The sequence below is a fragment of the Methylobacterium sp. 88A genome, from assembly GCF_000376345.1.
GTDB lineage: Bacteria > Pseudomonadota > Alphaproteobacteria > Rhizobiales > Beijerinckiaceae > Methylobacterium > Methylobacterium bullatum.
This window is the reverse complement of record NZ_AQVT01000001.1, coordinates 1,922,209-1,941,332: the sequence shown is the minus strand read 5'-3', so window position 1 is coordinate 1,941,332 and position 19,124 is coordinate 1,922,209. Positions and strand designations below refer to the sequence as shown.

Below are 19,124 nucleotides of genomic sequence, written 5' to 3'. Positions count from 1 at the left end.
GAACCAACCCTGAGTTTGTGCGTTAGCACACATAGAACGTATCTATGGGAGAGCGACATGGCGCCGTCCGCAGCCTTGAGCATGGTGCGCCACGACGATCTCATTCGCGCATCGCAGGCGGCAGGCCGCGCCTTCTCGCCCATCGAGGATGGGCAGGATGAGGGCGCGGTCGCATCGTCCAGGTTTCTGGCCCTCTCGGCCGTATCGCTGGCGGGGTTCATCGCCAGCTTCGGTATCTTCTTCGTCTTCATCTGAGGTCGACCGTCACGCCGCATCGGCGCGGGGCCTCGCGGCTTCGGGACGCCGTTCCGCGTTGACGACGACCATGGATTCTTCCTCGCCGTCCTGTGGCTCCCCCCAGAATTCTGCGACGCTCGGCCCGTTCTTCACCAACGGGTCGCGCAGGAAGTTCCTGATCTCATAGGGCCATACCCGACGCCCCATCCGCGTGTACCAGCGCATGGCGTGGCGTAGTCCCGCGTCGCGATGGAACAGGACGCGTGCGAGTGCACGCGGGCGAGCCTGGACCGCCACCTCGATGAACTTGAACCACAGCAGCACCCGCCACGGCGCCATGTGCCGGGTCGCCAGCACCTGATGCTTGTAGTCCCAGCGGCGACGATCGGTCTGGATCACCCGCCGATTCGCGGCGATGCTGAAATACGGCGTCCAGCGATGGGGCGTCACGTAGAGCATCTGGATCTGGTCGGGATCGTAGGACAGGAGCTGGCGCAGGCCGCGCCAGTAATCCCGGTCCGTTTCTTCCTCGAACCCGACGACCCAGGTCGCCATGGAGAGGATGCCATGGCGGCGAAGAAGGCGGATCGCCTCGCGGTCCGTGGTGGTGGCGCCGCCCTTCCTGATGCGCGCGAGGGTCGCCTCGTCGGTGCTTTCCAGCCCGAGGAGGAAGCGCGTCCAGCCGGCGCGCTTGTAGAGATGCAGGATGTCGGCATCGCGCACGATGTCGTCGGCGCGGGTCGAGCCCACGAGGATGAGGTCCACATTCTCCGCGATCAGCGTTTCGAGGAAGACCCGCCACGCCTTCTTCGAGACGGTGGGGTTCTCGTCGGCGAAGTTGATGACCCGCACCCCGTGGTCGCGATGGAGCCGGGCCAGTTCCCTGGCGAACTTGACCGGGTCGCGATGACGCCAGCGGGTCCAGAAGCCACGCTGGCCGCAGTAATTGCAGAGATGCGGACAGCCGCGCGAGAACTGCACGACGACGGCTCTCCGGCCGCCCCAATAGCTGTAGCGGGCATGGTCGATGAGTTCCCAGCCGACGCGGTAGGCGTCGAGGTCGCGGATCACCGGCGCGGCCTGCGTGGCATGGGGACCGTCGCCGCTGCGAAAGGCGATGCCCGGCACGGAGGCGAGGGGCGATCCCGCTGAGAGCGCAGCCATCAGGCGGCGCGCCGTCTCCTCGCCCTCCCCGCGCACGATGGCGGTGACGTAGGGCTCGTCCCTCAGGATTTCGCGCCAGTGGTAGGTCGGAAACACACCGCCATAGACGATGGGGAGACCCGGCCGGGCGCTCGCCAGTCGAGATGCGATGTCGGCGATGACCGGATGGCCCGAGGTCGAGCCGGAATGCCCGAACAGGACGGCATCGGGACGGAAGGCCAGGGCCTCCGCGACGATGGCGTCCGGGTCCATCGGGCCGAACTCCCCGTCGATCAGGCGCACCTCGTGCCCGTCGTCGATGAGGGGGCCGCCGACGGCGAGAAGCCCCAGGGGCGGGAGATGGTCGTCGGGAATGCGGCTGCCGATGGCCGGGTGGGGCACGTTGACGAGGACGATGCGCATGGTTTCCCTTTCTCCTGTCTCGATCCTCTCAGGCGGCGGCGGACGTGGCATCCAATCCGCCGAATCGCCGGTCGCGGCACCGGTAGGCGGCAAGCGCCTCTTCGAGGTCGGCGGAGCTGAAATCCGGCCAGTGGCGGTGCGTGAAGTGGAGTTCGGCGTAGGCGCTCTCCCAGAGCAGAAAATCGGATAGCCGCTGCTCGCCGCTGGTGCGGATCACGAGATCCACCTCGGGCACGCAGGCATCGCCCGTCACCAGGGCCGAGAAGGCGGTGCGGGTGATGCCGGGATCGCCGGCGCCAGCGAGGGCGGCGGCGAGGATGGCGTCGCGGGCGGAATAATCGACGGCGATCCGGAGGTGCAGCGCCTTCCCGGCGAAGGTCGCGGCTTCCGCGCGGCCTATGGCGGCGGCGAGACCCTCGGGCAGACGGTCGCGCCGGCCGATCACGCTGAGCCGCACGCCATTCTCCACCAATCGGGAGACCTCGTTGCGGAGATAGAGCCGGAGGAGCCCCATAAGGGCGGAGACCTCCGCTTCCGGCCGACGCCAGTTGTCGCAGGAGAAGGCGTAGAGGGTGAGGGTGCCGATTCCCTGCTTCGGCGCCGCCTCGACGACCCGGCGGATCGCCTCGACACCTTCCTTGTGGCCGAGCGCGCGGGGCAGGCCGCGCGCCGAGGCCCAGCGCCCGTTGCCGTCCATGATGATCCCGACATGCAGGCCGGGTGTGTGTTCACTTTGCATTACAAAGTTCCTTGGCAAAAAAAGACGGATTTCGGGCGTCAGGCCGGTCGGGCGACGAGGGGGAGGTTCGCGGTTTCGGCGGCCTTGGCAGCGTCCCGGACGACCTGTTCGAGGACGGCGAGGTAGTCGAGGAAACGCGTGCGCCCGGCCTGCGTCAGGTGGCAGGTGGTGAGCGGCCGCGTACCGCCCCGGCCCGTGCCATGACCTTTGCGGATCTCCACGAGGCCGGCCTCCTGCAGCACCTGGAGGTGGCGGCTGAGATTGCCGTCGGTGAGGCCGCAGAGCTGTTTCAGGTCGCCGAAGGCGAGGCCCTTCGGGGCCGCCATCAGCGAGGTGAGGAGGCCGAGCCGGGCCTTCTCGTGGATGACCCGGTCGAGGCCGTCATAAGCGAAAGGTGCCTCAGGCATCGGTCTCCTCCCGGGCGCGGTAGAGGATCGCCGCCATGAGGAACTGGCCGATGGCGAAGGGCAGGCCCATGGTCCAGGGCGAGAGGGCATGGTCGGTACTGGCCAGCATCAGCACGGCGAGGCCTGCCACCATGTACCAGGCGCCGGGCAGCGCGACGCCCTTCGGCAGGGACCGCACCGAGGCGAAGAGCCCGAGGCTGACGAGCACCTGCCACAGGCCGGGCAGCATCCAGAGGCTTTCCGGCGAGACCCGCACCAGGACCAGGGCGAGCAGGGCGCCCGCCGCGCCCGCCGGCAGGAATTGCTCCACCGCGTTCACGATCGCCGTGTCGGTGAGCCCCGCATGGTCGCGCCGCGAACGGGCTCGCATCTCGGCGCCGATGAGGCCGGCGGAGGCCAGGGCGGTGGCGATCCAGCCGCCGAGGAACAGCAGCGGCTGCCCGGTCGGGGCGTCGAGCCAGGCATGCTGCGCCAGGGCGGTGCCGAGGGCGAGAACGCCCGTGGCGGCGATGGCGGAAGGGCCGAACCCGCAGAAGGCGTCGCCGCGGGCGAGCTGCGCGCGGATTGCTACGATATCGGCCAGGGCCTTGTCGAGATCGGACATCCGATACTCCCGGATCAACTTTGTATCGCAAAGTAAGCCGATCCGGCGGCCGCCCGCAAGTGCCTTCCGGCACGCGGGGTCATCGGCTGCGGGTTTCCTTCAATCCTGCGCCAGCCGCTCGGCCAGGGTGGGCGACAGGCCGATGCTCTCGATGGACGGTGCCGGCTGCCCCGGCGGCAATCCGCAGATCGCGGCGGCGAGGACCGCGCGGGTACCCACTTCCACCGAGCACAGGACGGGCACCGGAACCTGCGGCTGGATGCGCTCGGCGAGGCCGGCGAGCGCCGCTCCGCCGAGGATCACCACATCCGCCCCGTCGCGGAGGGCGCAGGTGGTGCAGGCGGCGGCCAGATCCGCCAGGGCCGCCTCGGGGTCCCGTGCGATGCGGTCTCCCGTTGGGGCGATGGTGCGGATGCCGGCGAGTTTGTCGGACAGGCCGATCCCCGCCACGAACTCCTCCAGCATCGGCCCCCACAGGGCGCCCCCGGTGACGATGGCGAAGCGCCCTCCCCGCGCGGTGGCGGCAAGGCACGAGGCTTCCGCCATTCCCACCACCGGAAGGGGGGAGATCTCGCGGAGCGCCCCGAGCCCCGGATCACCGAAACAGGCGAGATAGACCGCGTCGCAGCCCTCCGCGTGCTCGGCCAGCGCGTCGAGGGCGGCATGGGCCGCGATCGCCGACGCGGCCCGGCTGGTGATGTAGCGGGCGCCGAAGCGCCCGGTGACCGGCACGAACTCGGCGGCGTCGCCCGCCACCCGCCGTGCATGCCGGGTGACGAGGTCGGTGACGGAGTCGGTCGTGTTGGGGTTGATCAGCAGGATGCGCAAAGGGAATCGGTCTCCGGTCAGGCCTTGGCCGCGACCGCCGTCTTACGCATCAGGACGAGATAGATCGAGAAGCCCAGGGCCACGCCGATGAACCAGCTGAAGTTCGCCAGACTCCCCAGGGCCGGGATGACGGCGCAGAGCACCGGCACCAGGGCGGAGGGAATGACGCTGTAGATGGCGGCGCGGTTGTAGCCGCCATCGTACCAATACGTGCCCGTCGGGCTCATCGTGTAGAGGTCGTCCACCACCACGTGCTGCTTCCGCACCACGAAGAAGTCGGCGATCAGGATGCCGAAGAGCGGGCCGATGAACGCGCCGAGGATGTCGAGCGTGTAATGGATCACGGCCGGGTTGTTGTAGAGGTTCCACGGGGTAATGAAGATCGAGGCCACGGCCGCGATCATGCCGCCCATGCGCCAGCTGATGTGCTGCGGCGCCACGTTCGAGAAGTCGAAGGCCGGCGAGACGAAGTTGGCCACGATGTTGATGCCGATCGTCGCCGTCATGAAGGTGAAGGCGCCGAGCACCACCGCGTAGGTGTTGTCGATCTTGCTCACCGTCTCCACCGGATCGATGATGAGATGGCCGAAGACCGGGAGTGTCGACGAGGTGGTGATGACGGTGAGCAGCGAGAAGCCGATGAAGTTCACCGGCAGGCCCCAGAAATTGCCGGCCTTCACCGCCGGGAACGACTTTCCGTAGCGTGAGAAGTCGCCGAAATTCAGCATCGGCCCGGAGAAGTACGAGACGACCAGGGCGACCGCGTTGATCATCACCGGCAGGGCGTCCCAGCCCTGGTACTTCACCTCGCCTAGCGTGAGGCCGACATTCGACACGCCGGCCTTGGCCACGAGGTAGACCGCCAGGGCGATCATCACCACGTAGACGGCGGGGCCGGCCCAATCGATGAACTTGCGGATCGCCTCCATGCCGCGCCAGAACACGAGGGCCTGGATCACCCAAAGGGCCATGAAGGCCGCCCAGCCGAGGCTGGACAGGCCGGCGAAGCCGAACTGGGTTACGTCGGCATAGGGTTTCAGCTCCGGATAGAAGCGCAAGGCCACGATCATGAAGGCGCTGGAGGCGAGGTAGGTCTGGATGCCGTACCAGGCGACCGCGATGAGGCCCCGGATGATGGCGGGGATGTTGGCGCCCTTCACGCCGAAGGAGGCCCGGCAGATCACCGGATAAGGCGTGCCCGTGACCTGGCTCGGCTTGGCCACGAGGTTGCAGAAGAATTGCACGATGAGGATGCCGACGAGCAGCGAGACCAGCACCTGCCAACTCACGAGGCCGAGGGAGAACAGGCTGCCCGCGGTGATGTAGCCGCCGACGCTGTGGACGTCCGACATCCAGAAGGCGAAGAAATTGTAGGTGCCCCAGGTCTGCTTCCTGAGGGGGGCCAGGTCCTCGTTGGTGAGGCGGTCGTCGTAGCCGGGCTTGATCACCACGTCGGCATGGGATGTGGGGACGGCGCCTCCAGACGCGGCCGGTTCGGTGATCGATGCGCTGTGTGACATGAGCCCGGTCCTCCTTCGTCGAGAGGGCCGAAGCCCATGTCCGATGGGCGTCGGCCCAAGCAGGGCGTGTGCCAGCTTGGCAGTACTCCCGCTCACTCGGCCGATATCCCGTAGGGTGCGGTATGCACCGGATAAGCGAGGGTGCTCGGCGAGTGGTCGATTGACAAGACACCTCAAGGCTCTAAGTGTCCCGCAACGCGTGTGCGCGGCTGGTCTAGTGTTCGAACGATCTTTTTCGAACGGACCTCGAAGCCTGGTTCACGACGATCTTCTCCGCGCGGACCCGTACGAGTTCCTGCGCGCAACGGTTCACATCAGCATATGTCTTTTGCCGACCTCGGATTGAGCGACAAGGTCCTCCAGGCCGTCACGGCCGCGGGCTACACGGACCCGACGCCGATCCAGGCTCAAGCCATCCCGCATGTTCTGGCGCGTCGCGACGTGCTCGGAATCGCCCAGACCGGGACCGGCAAGACCGCCGCCTTCACCCTTCCGATGCTCACCCTGCTGGAGAACGGCCGGGCGCGCGCGCGCATGCCGCGCACGCTGATCCTGGAGCCGACCCGCGAACTCGCGGCCCAGGTGGTCGAGAATTTCGATCGCTACGGCCTGAACCACAAGCTCAACGTGGCTCTGATCATCGGCGGCGTCTCCTTCGCCGAGCAGGATGCCAAGCTGATGCGCGGCGCCGACGTGCTGATCGCGACGCCCGGTCGCCTGCTCGACCATTTCGAGCGCGGCAAGCTCTTGCTCACCGGCGTCGAGCTCCTCGTCATCGACGAGGCCGACCGGATGCTCGACATGGGCTTCATCCCCGACATCGAGCGCATCGTGAAGATGGTGCCGTTCACGCGCCAGACCCTGTTCTTCTCCGCCACGATGCCGCCGGAGATCGAGCGGCTGGCGGACGTTTTCCTGCACAACCCGCAGCGGATCGAGGTGGCACGTCCCGCCTCCACCGCAACCACGATCGTACAGAAGCTGGTGGCTGCCGGCTCGGAGGGCCACGAGAAGCGCGACCTCCTGCGCCGGCTCATCCGAGGGGAGGCCGACCTCAACAACGGCATCATCTTCTGCAACCGCAAGCGCGACGTCGCGCTGCTGCAGAAGTCGCTGGCGAGCCACGGCTTCAACGTCGCGGCCCTGCACGGGGACATGGATCAGCGCGCCCGCACGATCGCCCTCGACGGCTTCCGCTCCGGCGAGGTTCCGCTGCTGGTGGCAAGCGACGTCGCGGCCCGCGGCCTCGACATCCCGGCGGTGAGCCACGTCTTCAATTTCGACGTGCCGCATCATCCGGAGGACTACGTCCACCGCATCGGCCGCACCGGCCGCGCGGGTCGTGCCGGCCATGCCTTCACCCTGGTGACCCGCTCCGACGAGCGCTCGGTGACCGCCATCGAGAGCCTGATCGGCCAGCCAATTCCCTGGGCGGAGGGCGATCTCGGCACCCTGGCCGAGCCGTCGGTTGATGTCGTCGAAGAGGGGGAGACCCGGACCCGCCACCGCGGACGCAGTGGCGATGCCGCGCGGCGCTCGCGCGGCGGCGAAGGCGGTCGCTCCGAGGCGGCCAAGCCTGAGGGACGGCGCTCGTCGTCTCGTGAGCGCCCGCCCGCCCGGCGTTCCGAGCCCGCACGGGCCGAGGCCGCCGTCGTTGCCCCCCCCGCTCACGAGGACGTCGCCGATACGCCGCGTGAGGCCCCGCGCCGGCGCGAGCCGTCGCGTCCTCCGCAGGAGCAGCGCACCCCGGATCCGCGCAGGGCCGCCCCCGACCGTAGCCGCGACGAACGCCGTCCCTCACCCCGCCGCCGGGACGACGAAGAGGGTGACACGCCGCTGGGCCTGGGCGAGCATGTGCCCGCCTTCCTTCTGCGTCCGGTCGTTATCAAAAAGGCGAAGTAACGCGCGGGTCCGCAAACTGTTCCCGATACTTTAACGGGCTCTCCACCATCCATCCGCTAACATGCGCTCCCCGGCCATCGATGCCGGATCAGGGGGCGAACGGGGTCGATGAGTCACGGAAGCTACGGTGACAGGGAGAGAACCTTCGCTCTGGCCGACCGCGCCAACGTCCTGATGCGTGACTACGGTTCCTCGGCGACGCCCCAGGCCTATGCCGTCTGGTACACCTACGTGTCGGGCACGCAGCCGTTGATGAACGACGCGATCAAGGGGCTGACCACGGAGAACGGCAGCCTTTCGGATGCCGATATCGATTCCCTCTACGAGACCTATATCGACAGCCGCCGCCTCGTCGCCGCCACCGAGCGGATGAACGCGAACATGCTGGCCGAGATCGAGGGCATCATGGAAGTGATGGACCTCTCTCTGGGTTCGACGGCCCAATACGGCGAATCGCTTCAGGCCCTGTCGCACGACCTCGACGTATCCGACCAGAACCGCGCCCGCGTCCGCGAGATCATCACGACCCTGGTCTCGACCACCCGGGAAATCACCGCCAGCAACCGGACCCTCGAAGCGCGCATGCGGGAAAGCCGCAACGAGATCGAGACCCTGCGCGAGACCCTGGAAGCGACGCGGCTGGAGAGCCTCACCGATCCCCTCACCGGACTGTCCAACCGCAAGCACTTCGAGGAAAGCCTGCGCAAGATGGTCGACGGCGCCGCCAGCCAGGCGATCCCCTCCAGCCTGATCGTCATCGACGTCGATTTCTTCAAGCGCTTCAACGACGTCTACGGCCACCTCACGGGCGATCAGGTGCTCCGGCTCGTGGCCATCGTCATGCGCGAGCATCTCAAGGCTCGTGTCACCCTCGCCCGTTTCGGCGGTGAGGAATTCGGGATTCTCCTGCCCGAGACCAACCGTGCCGCGGCCGTCGCCATCGGCGAGAAGGTCCGTGCCAGCGTGATGGGCCGTGAACTGGTGAAGCGGACCACGGGAGAGTCCCTCGGCAAAGTGACGATTTCCCTCGGGGTCGCCACGTCGCGCCCAGGCGACACTGCCGTGTCCCTCCTCGAACGCGCCGACCAGTGCATGTTCATGGCCAAGCGCGACGGCCGCAACCGGACCGTGGACGATTCCCGCGTCGCGTTGGAGACGCTCACGGCCGTTGCGTGAGCGACTCTGCGAGCTGAGGCCGCTCTCGCTTCAGGCCGATGCGCGGAGCGCTTCGGGATTGGCCGGCGTGATCGCGACGGACTCGCCACAGCCGCAGGACGAGGTCTGGTTCGGGTTGTTGAACACGAACTGCGACGACAGCTTCGTCGTCTTGAAGTCCATTTCCGTGCCGAGAAGGAACAGGAGCGCCTTCGGGTCGACGAACACCGTCACCCCGCGATCCTCCACCATGTCCTCGCCCGGGTTGCGCCCTTCGGCATATTCCATCGTGTAGGACATGCCGGCGCAGCCGCCGTTCTTCACACCGACCCTCAGGCCGGCGATGGGCTTCTCGGCATCGGCGATGATGGCCTTGATCCGGTCCGCCGCTGCGTCGGTGAGGGACAGGACCTTGAAACTCTTGAGCATGGGTCTCTCCGGCAGCCGGGTTCAAGGCCCGGGCGGTTGAGGATGATGGTACGTCGTTAAGATAAGGATGGCGGAGGCCGCGGTCCACTGTCGTCATGAGGCACCAGCCGGCGGTCTTCGGATTATGCTATCATCCCGGGTGGCCGAGGACGGATTTCATGGCACAGACGGCACGACGCCTGATGAGCGTAGAAGAATTCTTTGATTGGCAGCAACGCCAGGATTTTCTCTACGAACTCGTCGATGGCGTGCCGGTCCCGCACGTGAAAATGATGACGGGTGCCATTGCGCAGCACGACCGCGTCACCGTGAACATCATTGCCGCTCTCCACGGCCAGCTTCGCGGAACGGGGGGTCGGCCGACGACGGACGATATCGGCCTGCGCACGGGGATCTCGACCTTGCGCCGGCCTGACGTGACCGTGGAATGCGGCGATCTCATCTTGGACAGCTACGAGAGCCGGACACCCAGACTTGTCGTCGAGGTATTGTCACCCTCGACGAGCACCATCGATCGCTTCCGGAAGCTGGAGGAGTACAAGCGTCATCCGACGATCGCTTACATCCTGCTCGTGGAGACCCGGTGGCCCAGCGCGACCTTGTATCGGCGCGACGGCGAGGCATGGATGACACAAGCCTTCGAGGCGATCGACGACACCATCGATCTGCCGATCATCGGGGCAAGGCTGCGGATGACGGATGTCTACGACAGCATGACGTTTGCCCCGCACCGCGAGGCACCGATCAACTGAGGCGTGCTACCACATGTCGAGGGCGACGCGGGCTTCGTCCGACATCCGGCTCTGATCCCACGGCGGATCGAATACCATCGTGACGCTGCAGGATTGGATGCCCGGCACGGCGGCGACCGCCGTCTCGACCCAGCCCGGCATCTCGCCGGCCACGGGACAGCCGGGCGCCGTCAGCGTCATGTCGATGGCGACCGTGCGGTCGTCGGCGATGTCGACCTTGTAGATCAGGCCTAGCTCGTAGATGTCGGCCGGGATCTCGGGATCGTAGACGCTCTTCAAAGCGGCGACGATGGCGTCGGTCAGCCGGTCGAGCTCTTCGGGCGGGATCGCCGAATCGCTGGCGATGGCGGGGGTGTTGGCTCCGCCGGTGATGGTCGAGTCGCTCATGGTGTGGATCCTCAGGCGAACATCATCTCGGCCTTGGCCAGTGCCTCGGCGAGGGCGTCCACTTCCGCATGGGTATTATACAGGCCGAACGAGGCGCGACAGGTGGAGGTCGCACCAAATCGTGTGAGGAGCGGCATGGCGCAATGGGTGCCGGCCCGGATCGCGACGCCGTAGCGGTCGATCACGGTGGCGATGTCGTGGGCATGCGCGCCTTTCATCTCGAAGGCGATGACCCCGCCCTTGCCCTTCGCGGTGCCGATCATCCGCACGGAATTCATGGCTCCGAGGCGCTCCTGCGCGTAGGCGAGCAGCGAGGCCTCGTGCGCCGCGATTCTCTCGCGCCCGAGGGTCATCATGAATTCCAGCGCCGCGCCGAGGCCCACCGCCTCGATGATCGCCGGCGTTCCGGCCTCGAACCGGTGCGGCGGGTCGTTATAGGTGATCGTGTCCTGCGAGACGGTCCGGATCATTTCGCCGCCGCCCTGATAGGGAGGCAGGCGCTCCAGCCATTCCTTCTTGCCGTAGAGCACGCCGATCCCGGTGGGGCCGTAGACCTTGTGGCCGGTGAAGACGAAGAAGTCGCAATCGAGCGCCTTCACGTCGATCTCCTGGTGGACCGCGCTCTGGGCGCCATCCAGAAGCACCGGCACGCCGTGAGCGTGGGCGATGCGGACGATCTCGGCCGCCGGTGTCACCGTGCCGAGCACGTTGGACATGTGGGTGATCGCCACCATCCTGGTGCGCGGCGTGAACAGTTTTTCGTACTCGTCGACGAGGAAATTGCCCGCGTCGTCCACCGGCGCCCACTTGATGACGGCTCCTCTGCGCTCACGCAAAAAGTGCCAGGGCACGATGTTGGAATGGTGCTCCATGATCGAGAGGATGATCTCGTCCCCCTCCCCGATCTGGCCGAGCAACCCCATGGACGAGGCCACGAGGTTGTAGGCCTCGGTGGCGTTGCGGGTGAAGATGATCTCGTCGGTGGACTCGGCGTTGAGGAACTGCCGCGTGGTCTCGCGCGCGCCCTCGAACCCCTCGGTCGCGGCATTCGCCATGAAATGCAGCCCGCGATGGACGTTGGCGTAGCCGGTCTCCATGCAGTTCACCATGGCGTCGATCACCGCGCGCGGCTTCTGCGACGAGGCCGCGTTGTCGAGATAGACCAGCGGCCGGCCATAGACCTTCTGGGCCAGGATCGGGAACTCGGCCCGGATCGCCTGGACGTCGTAGGGGGTGTTCGGGACGGGTGCGTTCATGGCGATACCTGTTGGGCGTTGGAGGCCCACGACCCTCCCCCCTCTGCGGGGGAGGGTGCCTCGCGGAGCGAGGCGGGAGAGGGGCAGCACTGCCGCTGGATGGCGTGTTCGACCGTGTCCATCACCAAACCGAGGTTGCTAAGGACGAGGTCTTTCGGGAAGCGAGGCGAGATTTCGTTCAGCTTCGGCGCCTGATCCATCGATCGTACCCCTTCAGCGTCTTACGCGGTCCTTCTCCCCTCTGCGGGAGAAGGTGGCCCGCGAAGCGGGTCGGATGACGGGAGCGCCCAATCTAGAAACGTCGTCCCCTCTCCCGGTCGCTCCGCGACCACCCTCCCCCGCAGAGGGGGGAGGGTTTTGTCAGGCCCGCGCCGCGAGCCACGCCTCGATCGTGCCGATCAGTGCCTCGCGGGCGCCCTCGTGGCTGACCGACTCGATGGCCGCCCCGAGGAAGGCCTGGACCAGCAGGCTCTCGGCCTGGGCCTTCGGCAGCCCGCGCTGCATCAGGTAGAACAGCAGGTCGTCGTCGAGTGCGCCGCAGGTAGCACCGTGGCCACAGGCGACGTCGTCGGCGAAGATCTCCAGTTCGGGCTTGTTCATCATCTGGCCCTCGTCGGACAGGATGAGACAGGCCGACATCATCTTGCCGTCAGTCTGCTGGGCCGCCTGCTGGACGATGATCTTGCCCTGGAACACGCCTGTGGCTTCGCCATCCACCACGGTCTTGAATAGCTCGCGGCTGACGCCGCCCGTGGCGGCATGGTCGGCCAGGAAGGTGGTGTCGGAGAGTTGCTTGCCGTTGAGCATGGCCGCGCCGTTCACCACCGCGCGGGCATCGGCCCCGGCGAAGTTCAGGTAGACCTGATGCCGGGAGAGCACCGCGCCCACCACCACGTTCACGGTCTCCACCGCAGCCTCGGCGCCAAGCTTGACGGACAGGGTCGACAAGGCCACCGCCTCGCGGCCCTCCGCGTTCAGGCGCGCATGCCGGAAGGTGGCGTTGTCGGCCACCACCACGTCCATGGCATCGTTGGGCTGGTAGGCGATGCCGTCCGGCCCTTCGTGACTCTCCAGGATCAGCGCTTCCGCGCCCTCCCCCAGCGTGACGAGCACGCGGGTGGCGGTGGAATAGGCCTCCGACCCGGTGCCGATGAAGCGCAAGTGCAAGGGCGTCTCGACCTTGGCCCCGGCCTCCACGCTGATCAGCGCGCCGTCCGCCAGGAAGGCGGTGTTGAGCTGGTAGATCGGGTTCTCGGAGGCCTGACGAACGGGGGTCAGTTTCTCCAGAAGCGCGTTCCCGGTGGTCAGCGCCTCGTTGAGCGGCGTCACGGTGATGCCGGCCGGGATGCGGCCGAGATCCGACTGGTCGGCGATCAGGTGACCGTTGACGAAGGTGAGGCGCACGGCGTCGATCCCCGCGAAGCCCTTCGCCTCTTCGACAGCCGCCTTGGCGGTGTCGGCGGAGGGCATCTCGGCCGGGTGGGCGGCATCGCGGAACGCGGAGCGCAGGTCGGTGTATTTGAACGCCTCGACGCGGCGGGTCGGCAGGCCCACCGCCTCGAAATAGCGGAAGGCCTCCTCACGGGCGATGGACACGCCCGTGGGGTACTTCATCTTCGTGGCTTCGAAGAGCTTCGACAGGCCGGTCTCGGCCGCCGTGCGCAAGGGGGTGATGTCGGCCATATCAGGCGGCCTCATTCGTGCGGTACTCGGCGTAGCCGGAAGCCTCGAGCGCCTTGGCGAGGTCCTTGTCGCCCGACTTCACGATCTGGCCCTGCGACATCACGTGGACCACGTCCGGCACGATGTAGTCGAGCAGGCGCTGGTAGTGGGTGATGACGAGGAACGAGCGGCCCTGCGCGCGGAGCGCGTTCACGCCGCCGGAGACGATGCGCAGGGCATCGATGTCGAGGCCAGAATCAGTCTCGTCGAGGACGCAGAACTTCGGCTCCAGCAGAGCCATCTGCAGGATCTCCATGCGCTTCTTCTCGCCGCCGGAGAACCCGACATTGAGGGCGCGCTTGAGCATCTCCTTGTTGATTTCCAGCTTCTCCGCCGCCCCATTCACCTTACGGATGAAGTCGGGTGTGGAAAGCTCACCCTCGCCGCGCGCCCGGCGCTGGGCATTGAGCGTCGCCTTGAGGAAGGTCATGGTGCCCACGCCCGGGATCTCCAGCGGGTACTGGAAGGCCAGAAACACGCCCGAGGCTGCGCGCTCGTCGGGGCTCATCTCCAGGATGTTCACACCGTCGAGCAGGATCTCGCCGTCGAGGACCTCATAATCCTCCTTGCCGGCGATGACGTAGGACAGGGTCGACTTGCCAGAGCCGTTCGGACCCATGATGGCGGCGACTTCGCCGTCCTTCACGGTGAGGTTGAGACCGTTGAGGATCTGCTTGTCCTCGATGGCGACGGTCAGGTTCTTGATTTCGATCATGCGTCGGTTCCGTCTAGTCAGTTATTCGTTGAGACGCCGAGGCGAAGCGCCATCGCCGGCCTCGTCTTGGTCGTCATGTTGCAACGGGCATCGCTGCCCTCAATCACCCATCCCGAGATAGCCGATCACCACCTGGATCATGCGCTTGCGCATGGCCGTCTTGGTGAGCGGATCGAACTCGCCGAGATCTACGCGTTGCATCGTGGCCCGCTGGCCGCCTGGCGCGAACAGCACCGAGAAATCGCCCCCGCCCGTGACCACGATGACGACTTCCGCCGGGCGGCCGGCCTTGGCGAAAGCAATCTGGTTGGGCTTGAATCCCGTCGATACGCCCCGCTGCTTGAGCGCCTTCGCGCTCTCCACGTCACTCTTGTAGAACGCGGCGAGAAACTCGCCCGCCGCGCGGTAGCGCATCCGCCGCTCCGCTTCCGCCCGCCGCTCCGCCGCTCCGAGTTCGCTGAGCGCCTGATCGAAGCCGGACGTCGTTGGCTCCTGACCCCACGCACTGTCCACATCGAGCGACTCGTGCGACGGAGGGTCTTCCTGGGTCATTGATCGTCGCTCCAAGCTCGCACCCAAGCCCTTCGCGTGCACAGGTGCCGGAATTGTTCCGACGCCTGTCGGTGCAAGATGCAGGCTTGTCACCCCACCGAGCCTTCGAGGCTGATCGAGATCAGCTTCTGGGCCTCGACGGCGAACTCCATCGGCAGCTGCTGCAGCACGTCGCGGACGAAGCCGTTGACGATGAGCGCGGTCGCCTCCTCGTTGGAGAGGCCGCGCTGCTGGCAATAGAACATCTGGTCTTCCGAGATCTTCGAGGTGGTGGCCTCGTGCTCGAACTGCGCCGACGAATTTTTGGACTCGATGTAAGGCACCGTGTGCGCGCCGCACTGGTCGCCGATGAGCAGCGAATCGCAGTTCGTGAAGTTGCGCGCGCCCGTGGCCTTGCGGTGCGCGGACACCAGCCCGCGGTAGGTGTTCTGCGAACGCCCGGCGGAAATACCCTTCGAGATGATCCGGCTCGTCGTGTTCTTGCCGAGATGGATCATCTTGGTGCCGGAATCGACCTGCTGCATGCCGTTCGACACCGCGATCGAGTAGAACTCGCCGCGGGAATTGTCGCCGCGCAGGATACAGGACGGGTACTTCCAAGTGATCGCCGAGCCGGTCTCGACCTGGGTCCACGAGATCTTCGAGTTGGCGCCGCGGCAGTCGCCGCGCTTGGTGACGAAGTTGTAGATGCCGCCCTTGCCCTCGTTGTCTCCGGGGTACCAGTTCTGGACCGTCGAGTACTTGATCTCGGCATCGTCGAGCGCGACGAGCTCGACCACGGCGGCATGGAGCTGGTTGTCGTCGCGCTTCGGGGCGGTGCAGCCCTCGAGATACGAGACGTAAGAGCCCTTGTCGGCGATGATCAGCGTGCGCTCGAACTGCCCCGTGTCGCGCTCGTTGATGCGGAAATAGGTCGATAGCTCCATCGGGCAGCGCACGCCCGGCGGGATATAGACGAACGAGCCGTCGGAGAAGACCGCAGAGTTCAGGGTCGCGAAGAAATTGTCGGTCACGGGCACGACCGAGCCGAGGTACTTCCGCACGAGGTCCGGGTATTCGCGGATGGCCTCGGAGATCGGCATGAAGATCACGCCGGCCTTCGACAGCTCGGCCTTGAACGTGGTGGCCACCGAGACCGAGTCGAACACCGCGTCGACGGCGACCCGGCGCTCGGGGGCGATGCCCTCCAGCACTTCGACCTCGCGCAGGGGAATGCCGAGCTTCTCGTAGGTCTTCAGGATCTCGGGGTCGATCTCGTCGAGGGACATCGCCGCCGGGCGCTTGGGGGCGGCGTAGTAGTAGATGTCCTTGTAATCGACCTTGTCATAGGAGACCCGCGCCCATTCGGGCTCCTTCATGGTCTGCCAGCGCTTGTAGGCGTCGAGGCGCCAGGCCAGCATCCATTCGGGCTCGTCCTTCTTGGCCGAGATGAAGCGGATCACGTCCTCGGAGATGCCCTTGGCGGACTTCTCCATCTCGATCGTGGTCTCGAACCCGTACTTGTACTGGTCGAGGTCGATCGAGCGGACCCGGTCGATGGTTTCCTGCACTGCAGGCATTGCACGTCTCCTGACCTACACCGGCGTCAAGGGCCGGGGGTTTTCGCGAGAGGATGGCTTGGGTGGGCGGCGCTTCAGGCCGCCTGCCCTCGCCGTTGATATAGGGTCCCCACGTGCCGTTCGAAGGCCGTGAGGAAGCGTGAGCGGTCGCTTTCCGTGCTGTTCCAGCCGAAACTGACGCGCAGCGCCCCCGCAGCCAGCGCGGGGCTCACGCCCATGGTGGCCAGAACGGTCGAGCGGGCGACCTTGCCCGACGAGCAGGCCGATCCGGACGAGATCGCGATGCCGGCGAGATCCAGCGCCATCAGCGCGGTTGCCGCATCGAGGTCCGGCACGGAAAAGCACAGGGTGTTGGGAAGGCGCGGCGCGCCGCTCCCGAAGATGACGGCATCCGGTGCGATCCGAAGAAGAGCGCTTTCCATGGAGTCACGAAGACCGGCATCGATCGCCGAGAGGCCCGCCTGGGCGATCCGTGCCGCCTCGCCCAGCCCAACGAGGCCGGGCAGGTTCTCCGTACCGCAGCGCAGGCGAGATTCCTGGCCGCCGCCGCGCAGGAAAGCCTGCTCCAGGGTGACGCCTTCGGCCAGCACGATGGCGCCCGTGCCCTTTGGCGCGGCGAACTTGTGTCCGGACAGGGTAAGGGCATCGAGGCCGAGCCCCGCACAATCAAGAGGGATTTTCCCCACCGCCTGCACCGCGTCGCTATGGACGAGGGCGCGGCCATGCGCTTTGGCCAAGGCGACGATCTCGGCGAGGGGCTGGATCACGCCGGTCTCGTTGTTGGCCGCATGGATGGAGACCAGCACGGCCTCCTCGCGCGCGCGCTCCAAGCCTCGCTCCAAGGCGGAGAGGTCGATCAGCCCGGACGGCAGCACCGGCACGACCTCCACCGATTCCGGCGCGAAGCGGTGTCCCGCCAGAACGCAAGGATGCTCGGTGGCGCCCACCAGGAGGCGTGTGGGCGCGGGACGTCCGGCCTTGGTCAGTGCGCCGGACAGGACCGCATTGGCCGCTTCGGTGCCGCCGCTGGTGAAGACGACGCGGCCCCGGCCGGCCCCGACCAGGGCGGCGACATGCTCGCGTGCCGCTTCCAGCGCGGCCTTCGCCGTCCGGCCCTCGCGATGGATCGACGAGGGGTTGCCCGGCAATTCCAGCGCCCGCGCGACCGCCGCCGCCACCTCCGGGCGAACCGGCGATGTCGCGTTGTGGTCGAGATAGGCGCGCGAAACACTCATGCGTTGGTCAAGGTCCGAACCGACATTTCCTTGCTTTTGCCCCCCGTCATCATGCTAAGGCGCCGGAACGACACGTCTTCGCCAAGCGCCGAGCTTCGGGAGGCGACCGATCCGAGATCTCTCGAAACGATCTAGTTTAGAATGATTCTAATAACCTAGAATTATTCTAAGAGCGTTTTTAAGAGTGCGGCGCAGCGAGTCAAGGCGCGTTGGCCGACAAGGATGGGTTGCCCTCGCACTGCGGCGCCAGGAGTTTTGGAAAGACCATGCCCGAAGTCATCTTCACCGGACCCGCCGGCCGTCTCGAGGGGCGCTACCAGGCGCCCAAGAAGAAGGGCGCGCCGATCGCGATCGTGCTGCATCCGCACCCCCAGTTTGGGGGCACGATGAACAATCAGATCGTGTACAATCTTTTCTACACCTTCGCCAATCGCGGCTTCGCAGCGCTTCGCTTCAATTTCCGCGGCGTCGGCCGCAGCCAGGGCAATTTCGACCATGGCACGGGCGAATTGTCCGATGCGGCCTCGGCGCTCGACTGGGTGCAGTCGGTCAATCCCGAGGCGCGGGCCTGCTGGATCGCCGGCGTCTCGTTCGGTTCGTGGATCGGCATGCAGCTGCTCATGCGCCGCCCCGAGATCGAGGGTTTCATCTCCATCGCTGCCATGGCCAACCGCTACGACTTCACCTTCCTCGCCCCCTGCCCGTCTTCCGGCCTGTTCGTGCACGGCTCCGAGGATCGCGTGGCTCCCGCCCGCGAGGTGATGCCGGTGATCGAGAAGGTGAAGGTGCAGAAGGGCGTCATCATCGAGCATCAGGTGGTCGAGGGCGCCAACCACTTCTTCGACGGCAAGGTCGACGAGCTGACCCAGACGGTCGACACCTATCTCGACAAGCGTCTCGGCCCGAAAGATCAGGTGGGCTGAGACCAGCGAGGGGAATGGATCCGTCGCCCTCGGCCTCTCGCGGGCGACCTCTCAATCGGCGAGACCCAGAACCACCGACAGCATCTGGTTCAGGGTGATCAGCGAACCGGTATCCAAGCGGCCGACAATGGCTCCGCATTTGTCTCGCGGCAGGGCCATGATCTTGTCGACCATGACCTGAGACGGAAGCTTGAGGCCGTTCCCGACGGAAGGCTGAACGGTCAGGCGGAAGATCGGTGCCTCCCGTAACGTGCTGGTGAGCAGGGCCACGAGCACGCTTTCCGTCTCGGTCAGCCAGTCGGATTGAACGACGATCGCGGGGCGCGGCTTGCCGTAGGCCCCGGGGGCCGAAACGGTGACGATGTCGCCTCTCTTCACGCCTCGAGCCAGTCGGACGCGGCGGCGATGAAACCGAGGGCCTCCGCTTCTTCCGGAGCCTTGCGCAATAAGGCCGCCTGGCTTGCAGCCGCCGCCTGAAAATCCGGGGAGCGGGGATCCGGCACCCAGACACGCAGAAGCTTCATTCCCCGGTGGGCTTGCGCCTCGCGGTAGCGCTTGAACTTGCTCGATTCGTCCCGGGGATCCGCGCGGGCCATGGCTTCTCCTACATAGCGCAACCGATGAGTCACATAGGTA

General features: G+C 66.4%; 21 protein-coding genes. 5 read left to right on the top strand and 16 right to left on the bottom strand.

Annotated elements, in window-relative coordinates; all coding sequences use genetic code 11:
- The first annotated feature begins 57 nt into the window (after positions 1-57).
- Positions 58-255, top strand: coding sequence for a hypothetical protein (locus tag A3OM_RS23730; protein WP_043764315.1), 198 nt, complete (start codon positions 58-60; stop codon positions 253-255).
- A gap of 9 nt (positions 256-264) precedes the next feature.
- Here the strand turns inward: A3OM_RS23730 and bchE are convergent, their stop codons facing one another.
- From bchE to A3OM_RS0109175, 6 genes are all read right to left on the bottom strand, one after another.
- Positions 265-1,803, bottom strand: coding sequence for a magnesium-protoporphyrin IX monomethyl ester anaerobic oxidative cyclase (gene bchE / locus A3OM_RS0109200; protein WP_018043458.1), 1,539 nt, complete (start codon positions 1,801-1,803; stop codon positions 265-267).
- 28 nt (positions 1,804-1,831) lie between these two features.
- Positions 1,832-2,542, bottom strand: coding sequence for a di-trans,poly-cis-decaprenylcistransferase (locus A3OM_RS0109195; protein ID WP_018043457.1), 711 nt, complete (start codon positions 2,540-2,542; stop codon positions 1,832-1,834).
- Positions 2,543-2,580: 38 nt separating this feature from the next.
- Entirely contained in the window at positions 2,581-2,949 is a 369-nt protein-coding gene (locus A3OM_RS23725) for a transcriptional regulator (protein ID WP_018043456.1), read from the bottom strand.
- Positions 2,942-3,553 carry a hypothetical protein gene (locus tag A3OM_RS0109185; protein WP_018043455.1) on the bottom strand — a complete coding sequence of 204 codons (612 nt, stop codon included), beginning with the start codon at positions 3,551-3,553 and terminating at the stop codon, positions 2,942-2,944. Before A3OM_RS0109185 ends, A3OM_RS23725 begins: the two co-directional genes overlap by 8 nt.
- Before the next feature lie 99 nt (positions 3,554-3,652).
- Positions 3,653-4,381 carry an aspartate/glutamate racemase family protein gene (locus tag A3OM_RS0109180; protein WP_018043454.1) on the bottom strand — a complete coding sequence of 243 codons (729 nt, stop codon included), beginning with the start codon at positions 4,379-4,381 and terminating at the stop codon, positions 3,653-3,655.
- A 17-nt stretch (positions 4,382-4,398) separates the two neighbouring features.
- Positions 4,399-5,901: an NCS1 family nucleobase:cation symporter-1 gene (locus A3OM_RS0109175; RefSeq protein ID WP_018043453.1), complete on the bottom strand. Its 1,503-nt coding sequence runs from the start codon at positions 5,899-5,901 to the stop codon at positions 4,399-4,401.
- A 321-nt stretch (positions 5,902-6,222) separates the two neighbouring features.
- On the opposite strand from A3OM_RS0109175, the gene A3OM_RS0109170 reads away from it, so the two are divergent.
- The gene (locus A3OM_RS0109170) at positions 6,223-7,803 is read left to right on the top strand and encodes a DEAD/DEAH box helicase (RefSeq protein WP_018043452.1); all 1,581 of its coding nucleotides are present in this window, start codon (positions 6,223-6,225) and stop codon (positions 7,801-7,803) included.
- A 108-nt stretch (positions 7,804-7,911) separates the two neighbouring features.
- Positions 7,912-8,979, top strand: coding sequence for a GGDEF domain-containing protein (locus tag A3OM_RS0109165; RefSeq protein ID WP_018043451.1), 1,068 nt, complete (start codon positions 7,912-7,914; stop codon positions 8,977-8,979).
- 30 nt (positions 8,980-9,009) lie between these two features.
- On the opposite strand, the gene A3OM_RS0109160 is transcribed toward A3OM_RS0109165, so the two are convergent.
- Positions 9,010-9,387, bottom strand: a complete 378-nt coding sequence (locus tag A3OM_RS0109160; RefSeq protein WP_018043450.1) for an iron-sulfur cluster assembly accessory protein — start codon at positions 9,385-9,387, stop codon at positions 9,010-9,012.
- Between the two features lie 158 nt (positions 9,388-9,545).
- Between A3OM_RS0109160 and A3OM_RS0109155 the strand changes: the two genes are divergently transcribed.
- Entirely contained in the window at positions 9,546-10,139 is a 594-nt protein-coding gene (locus A3OM_RS0109155; protein ID WP_043764581.1) for a Uma2 family endonuclease, read from the top strand.
- A 6-nt stretch (positions 10,140-10,145) separates the two neighbouring features.
- Here the strand turns inward: A3OM_RS0109155 and A3OM_RS0109150 are convergent, their stop codons facing one another.
- From A3OM_RS0109150 to A3OM_RS0109115, 7 genes are all read right to left on the bottom strand, one after another.
- A complete protein-coding gene (locus A3OM_RS0109150; RefSeq protein ID WP_018043448.1) occupies positions 10,146-10,526 on the bottom strand; it encodes an SUF system Fe-S cluster assembly protein in 381 nt (126 codons plus the stop codon).
- Positions 10,527-10,537: 11 nt separating this feature from the next.
- The gene (locus A3OM_RS0109145; protein WP_018043447.1) at positions 10,538-11,782 is read right to left on the bottom strand and encodes a cysteine desulfurase; all 1,245 of its coding nucleotides are present in this window, start codon (positions 11,780-11,782) and stop codon (positions 10,538-10,540) included.
- Positions 11,783-12,142: 360 nt separating this feature from the next.
- Positions 12,143-13,465: a Fe-S cluster assembly protein SufD gene (gene sufD / locus A3OM_RS0109135; RefSeq protein WP_018043445.1), complete on the bottom strand. Its 1,323-nt coding sequence runs from the start codon at positions 13,463-13,465 to the stop codon at positions 12,143-12,145.
- Position 13,466: 1 nt separating this feature from the next.
- Positions 13,467-14,219 carry a Fe-S cluster assembly ATPase SufC gene (gene sufC / locus A3OM_RS0109130; protein WP_018043444.1) on the bottom strand — a complete coding sequence of 251 codons (753 nt, stop codon included), beginning with the start codon at positions 14,217-14,219 and terminating at the stop codon, positions 13,467-13,469.
- Between the two features lie 99 nt (positions 14,220-14,318).
- Positions 14,319-14,771, bottom strand: coding sequence for a hypothetical protein (locus A3OM_RS0109125; protein WP_018043443.1), 453 nt, complete (start codon positions 14,769-14,771; stop codon positions 14,319-14,321).
- Positions 14,772-14,860: 89 nt separating this feature from the next.
- Positions 14,861-16,330, bottom strand: a complete 1,470-nt coding sequence (sufB, locus tag A3OM_RS0109120) for a Fe-S cluster assembly protein SufB (protein ID WP_026175872.1) — start codon at positions 16,328-16,330, stop codon at positions 14,861-14,863.
- A 74-nt stretch (positions 16,331-16,404) separates the two neighbouring features.
- Positions 16,405-17,565, bottom strand: a complete 1,161-nt coding sequence (locus A3OM_RS0109115) for a cysteine desulfurase family protein (RefSeq protein WP_018043441.1) — start codon at positions 17,563-17,565, stop codon at positions 16,405-16,407.
- 266 nt (positions 17,566-17,831) lie between these two features.
- Here A3OM_RS0109115 and A3OM_RS0109110 point away from each other — a divergent pair, with 266 nt between their 5' ends.
- Positions 17,832-18,488: an alpha/beta hydrolase gene (locus tag A3OM_RS0109110; RefSeq protein WP_018043440.1), complete on the top strand. Its 657-nt coding sequence runs from the start codon at positions 17,832-17,834 to the stop codon at positions 18,486-18,488.
- A gap of 51 nt (positions 18,489-18,539) precedes the next feature.
- Here the strand turns inward: A3OM_RS0109110 and A3OM_RS0109105 are convergent, their stop codons facing one another.
- Complete coding sequence (locus A3OM_RS0109105; RefSeq protein WP_018043439.1) at positions 18,540-18,866, bottom strand: type II toxin-antitoxin system PemK/MazF family toxin; 327 nt, start codon at positions 18,864-18,866, stop codon at positions 18,540-18,542.
- Positions 18,863-19,084, bottom strand: coding sequence for an antitoxin MazE-like protein (locus A3OM_RS0109100; RefSeq protein ID WP_018043438.1), 222 nt, complete (start codon positions 19,082-19,084; stop codon positions 18,863-18,865). Before A3OM_RS0109100 ends, A3OM_RS0109105 begins: the two co-directional genes overlap by 4 nt.
- Between the last annotated feature and the right edge of the window lie 40 nt (positions 19,085-19,124).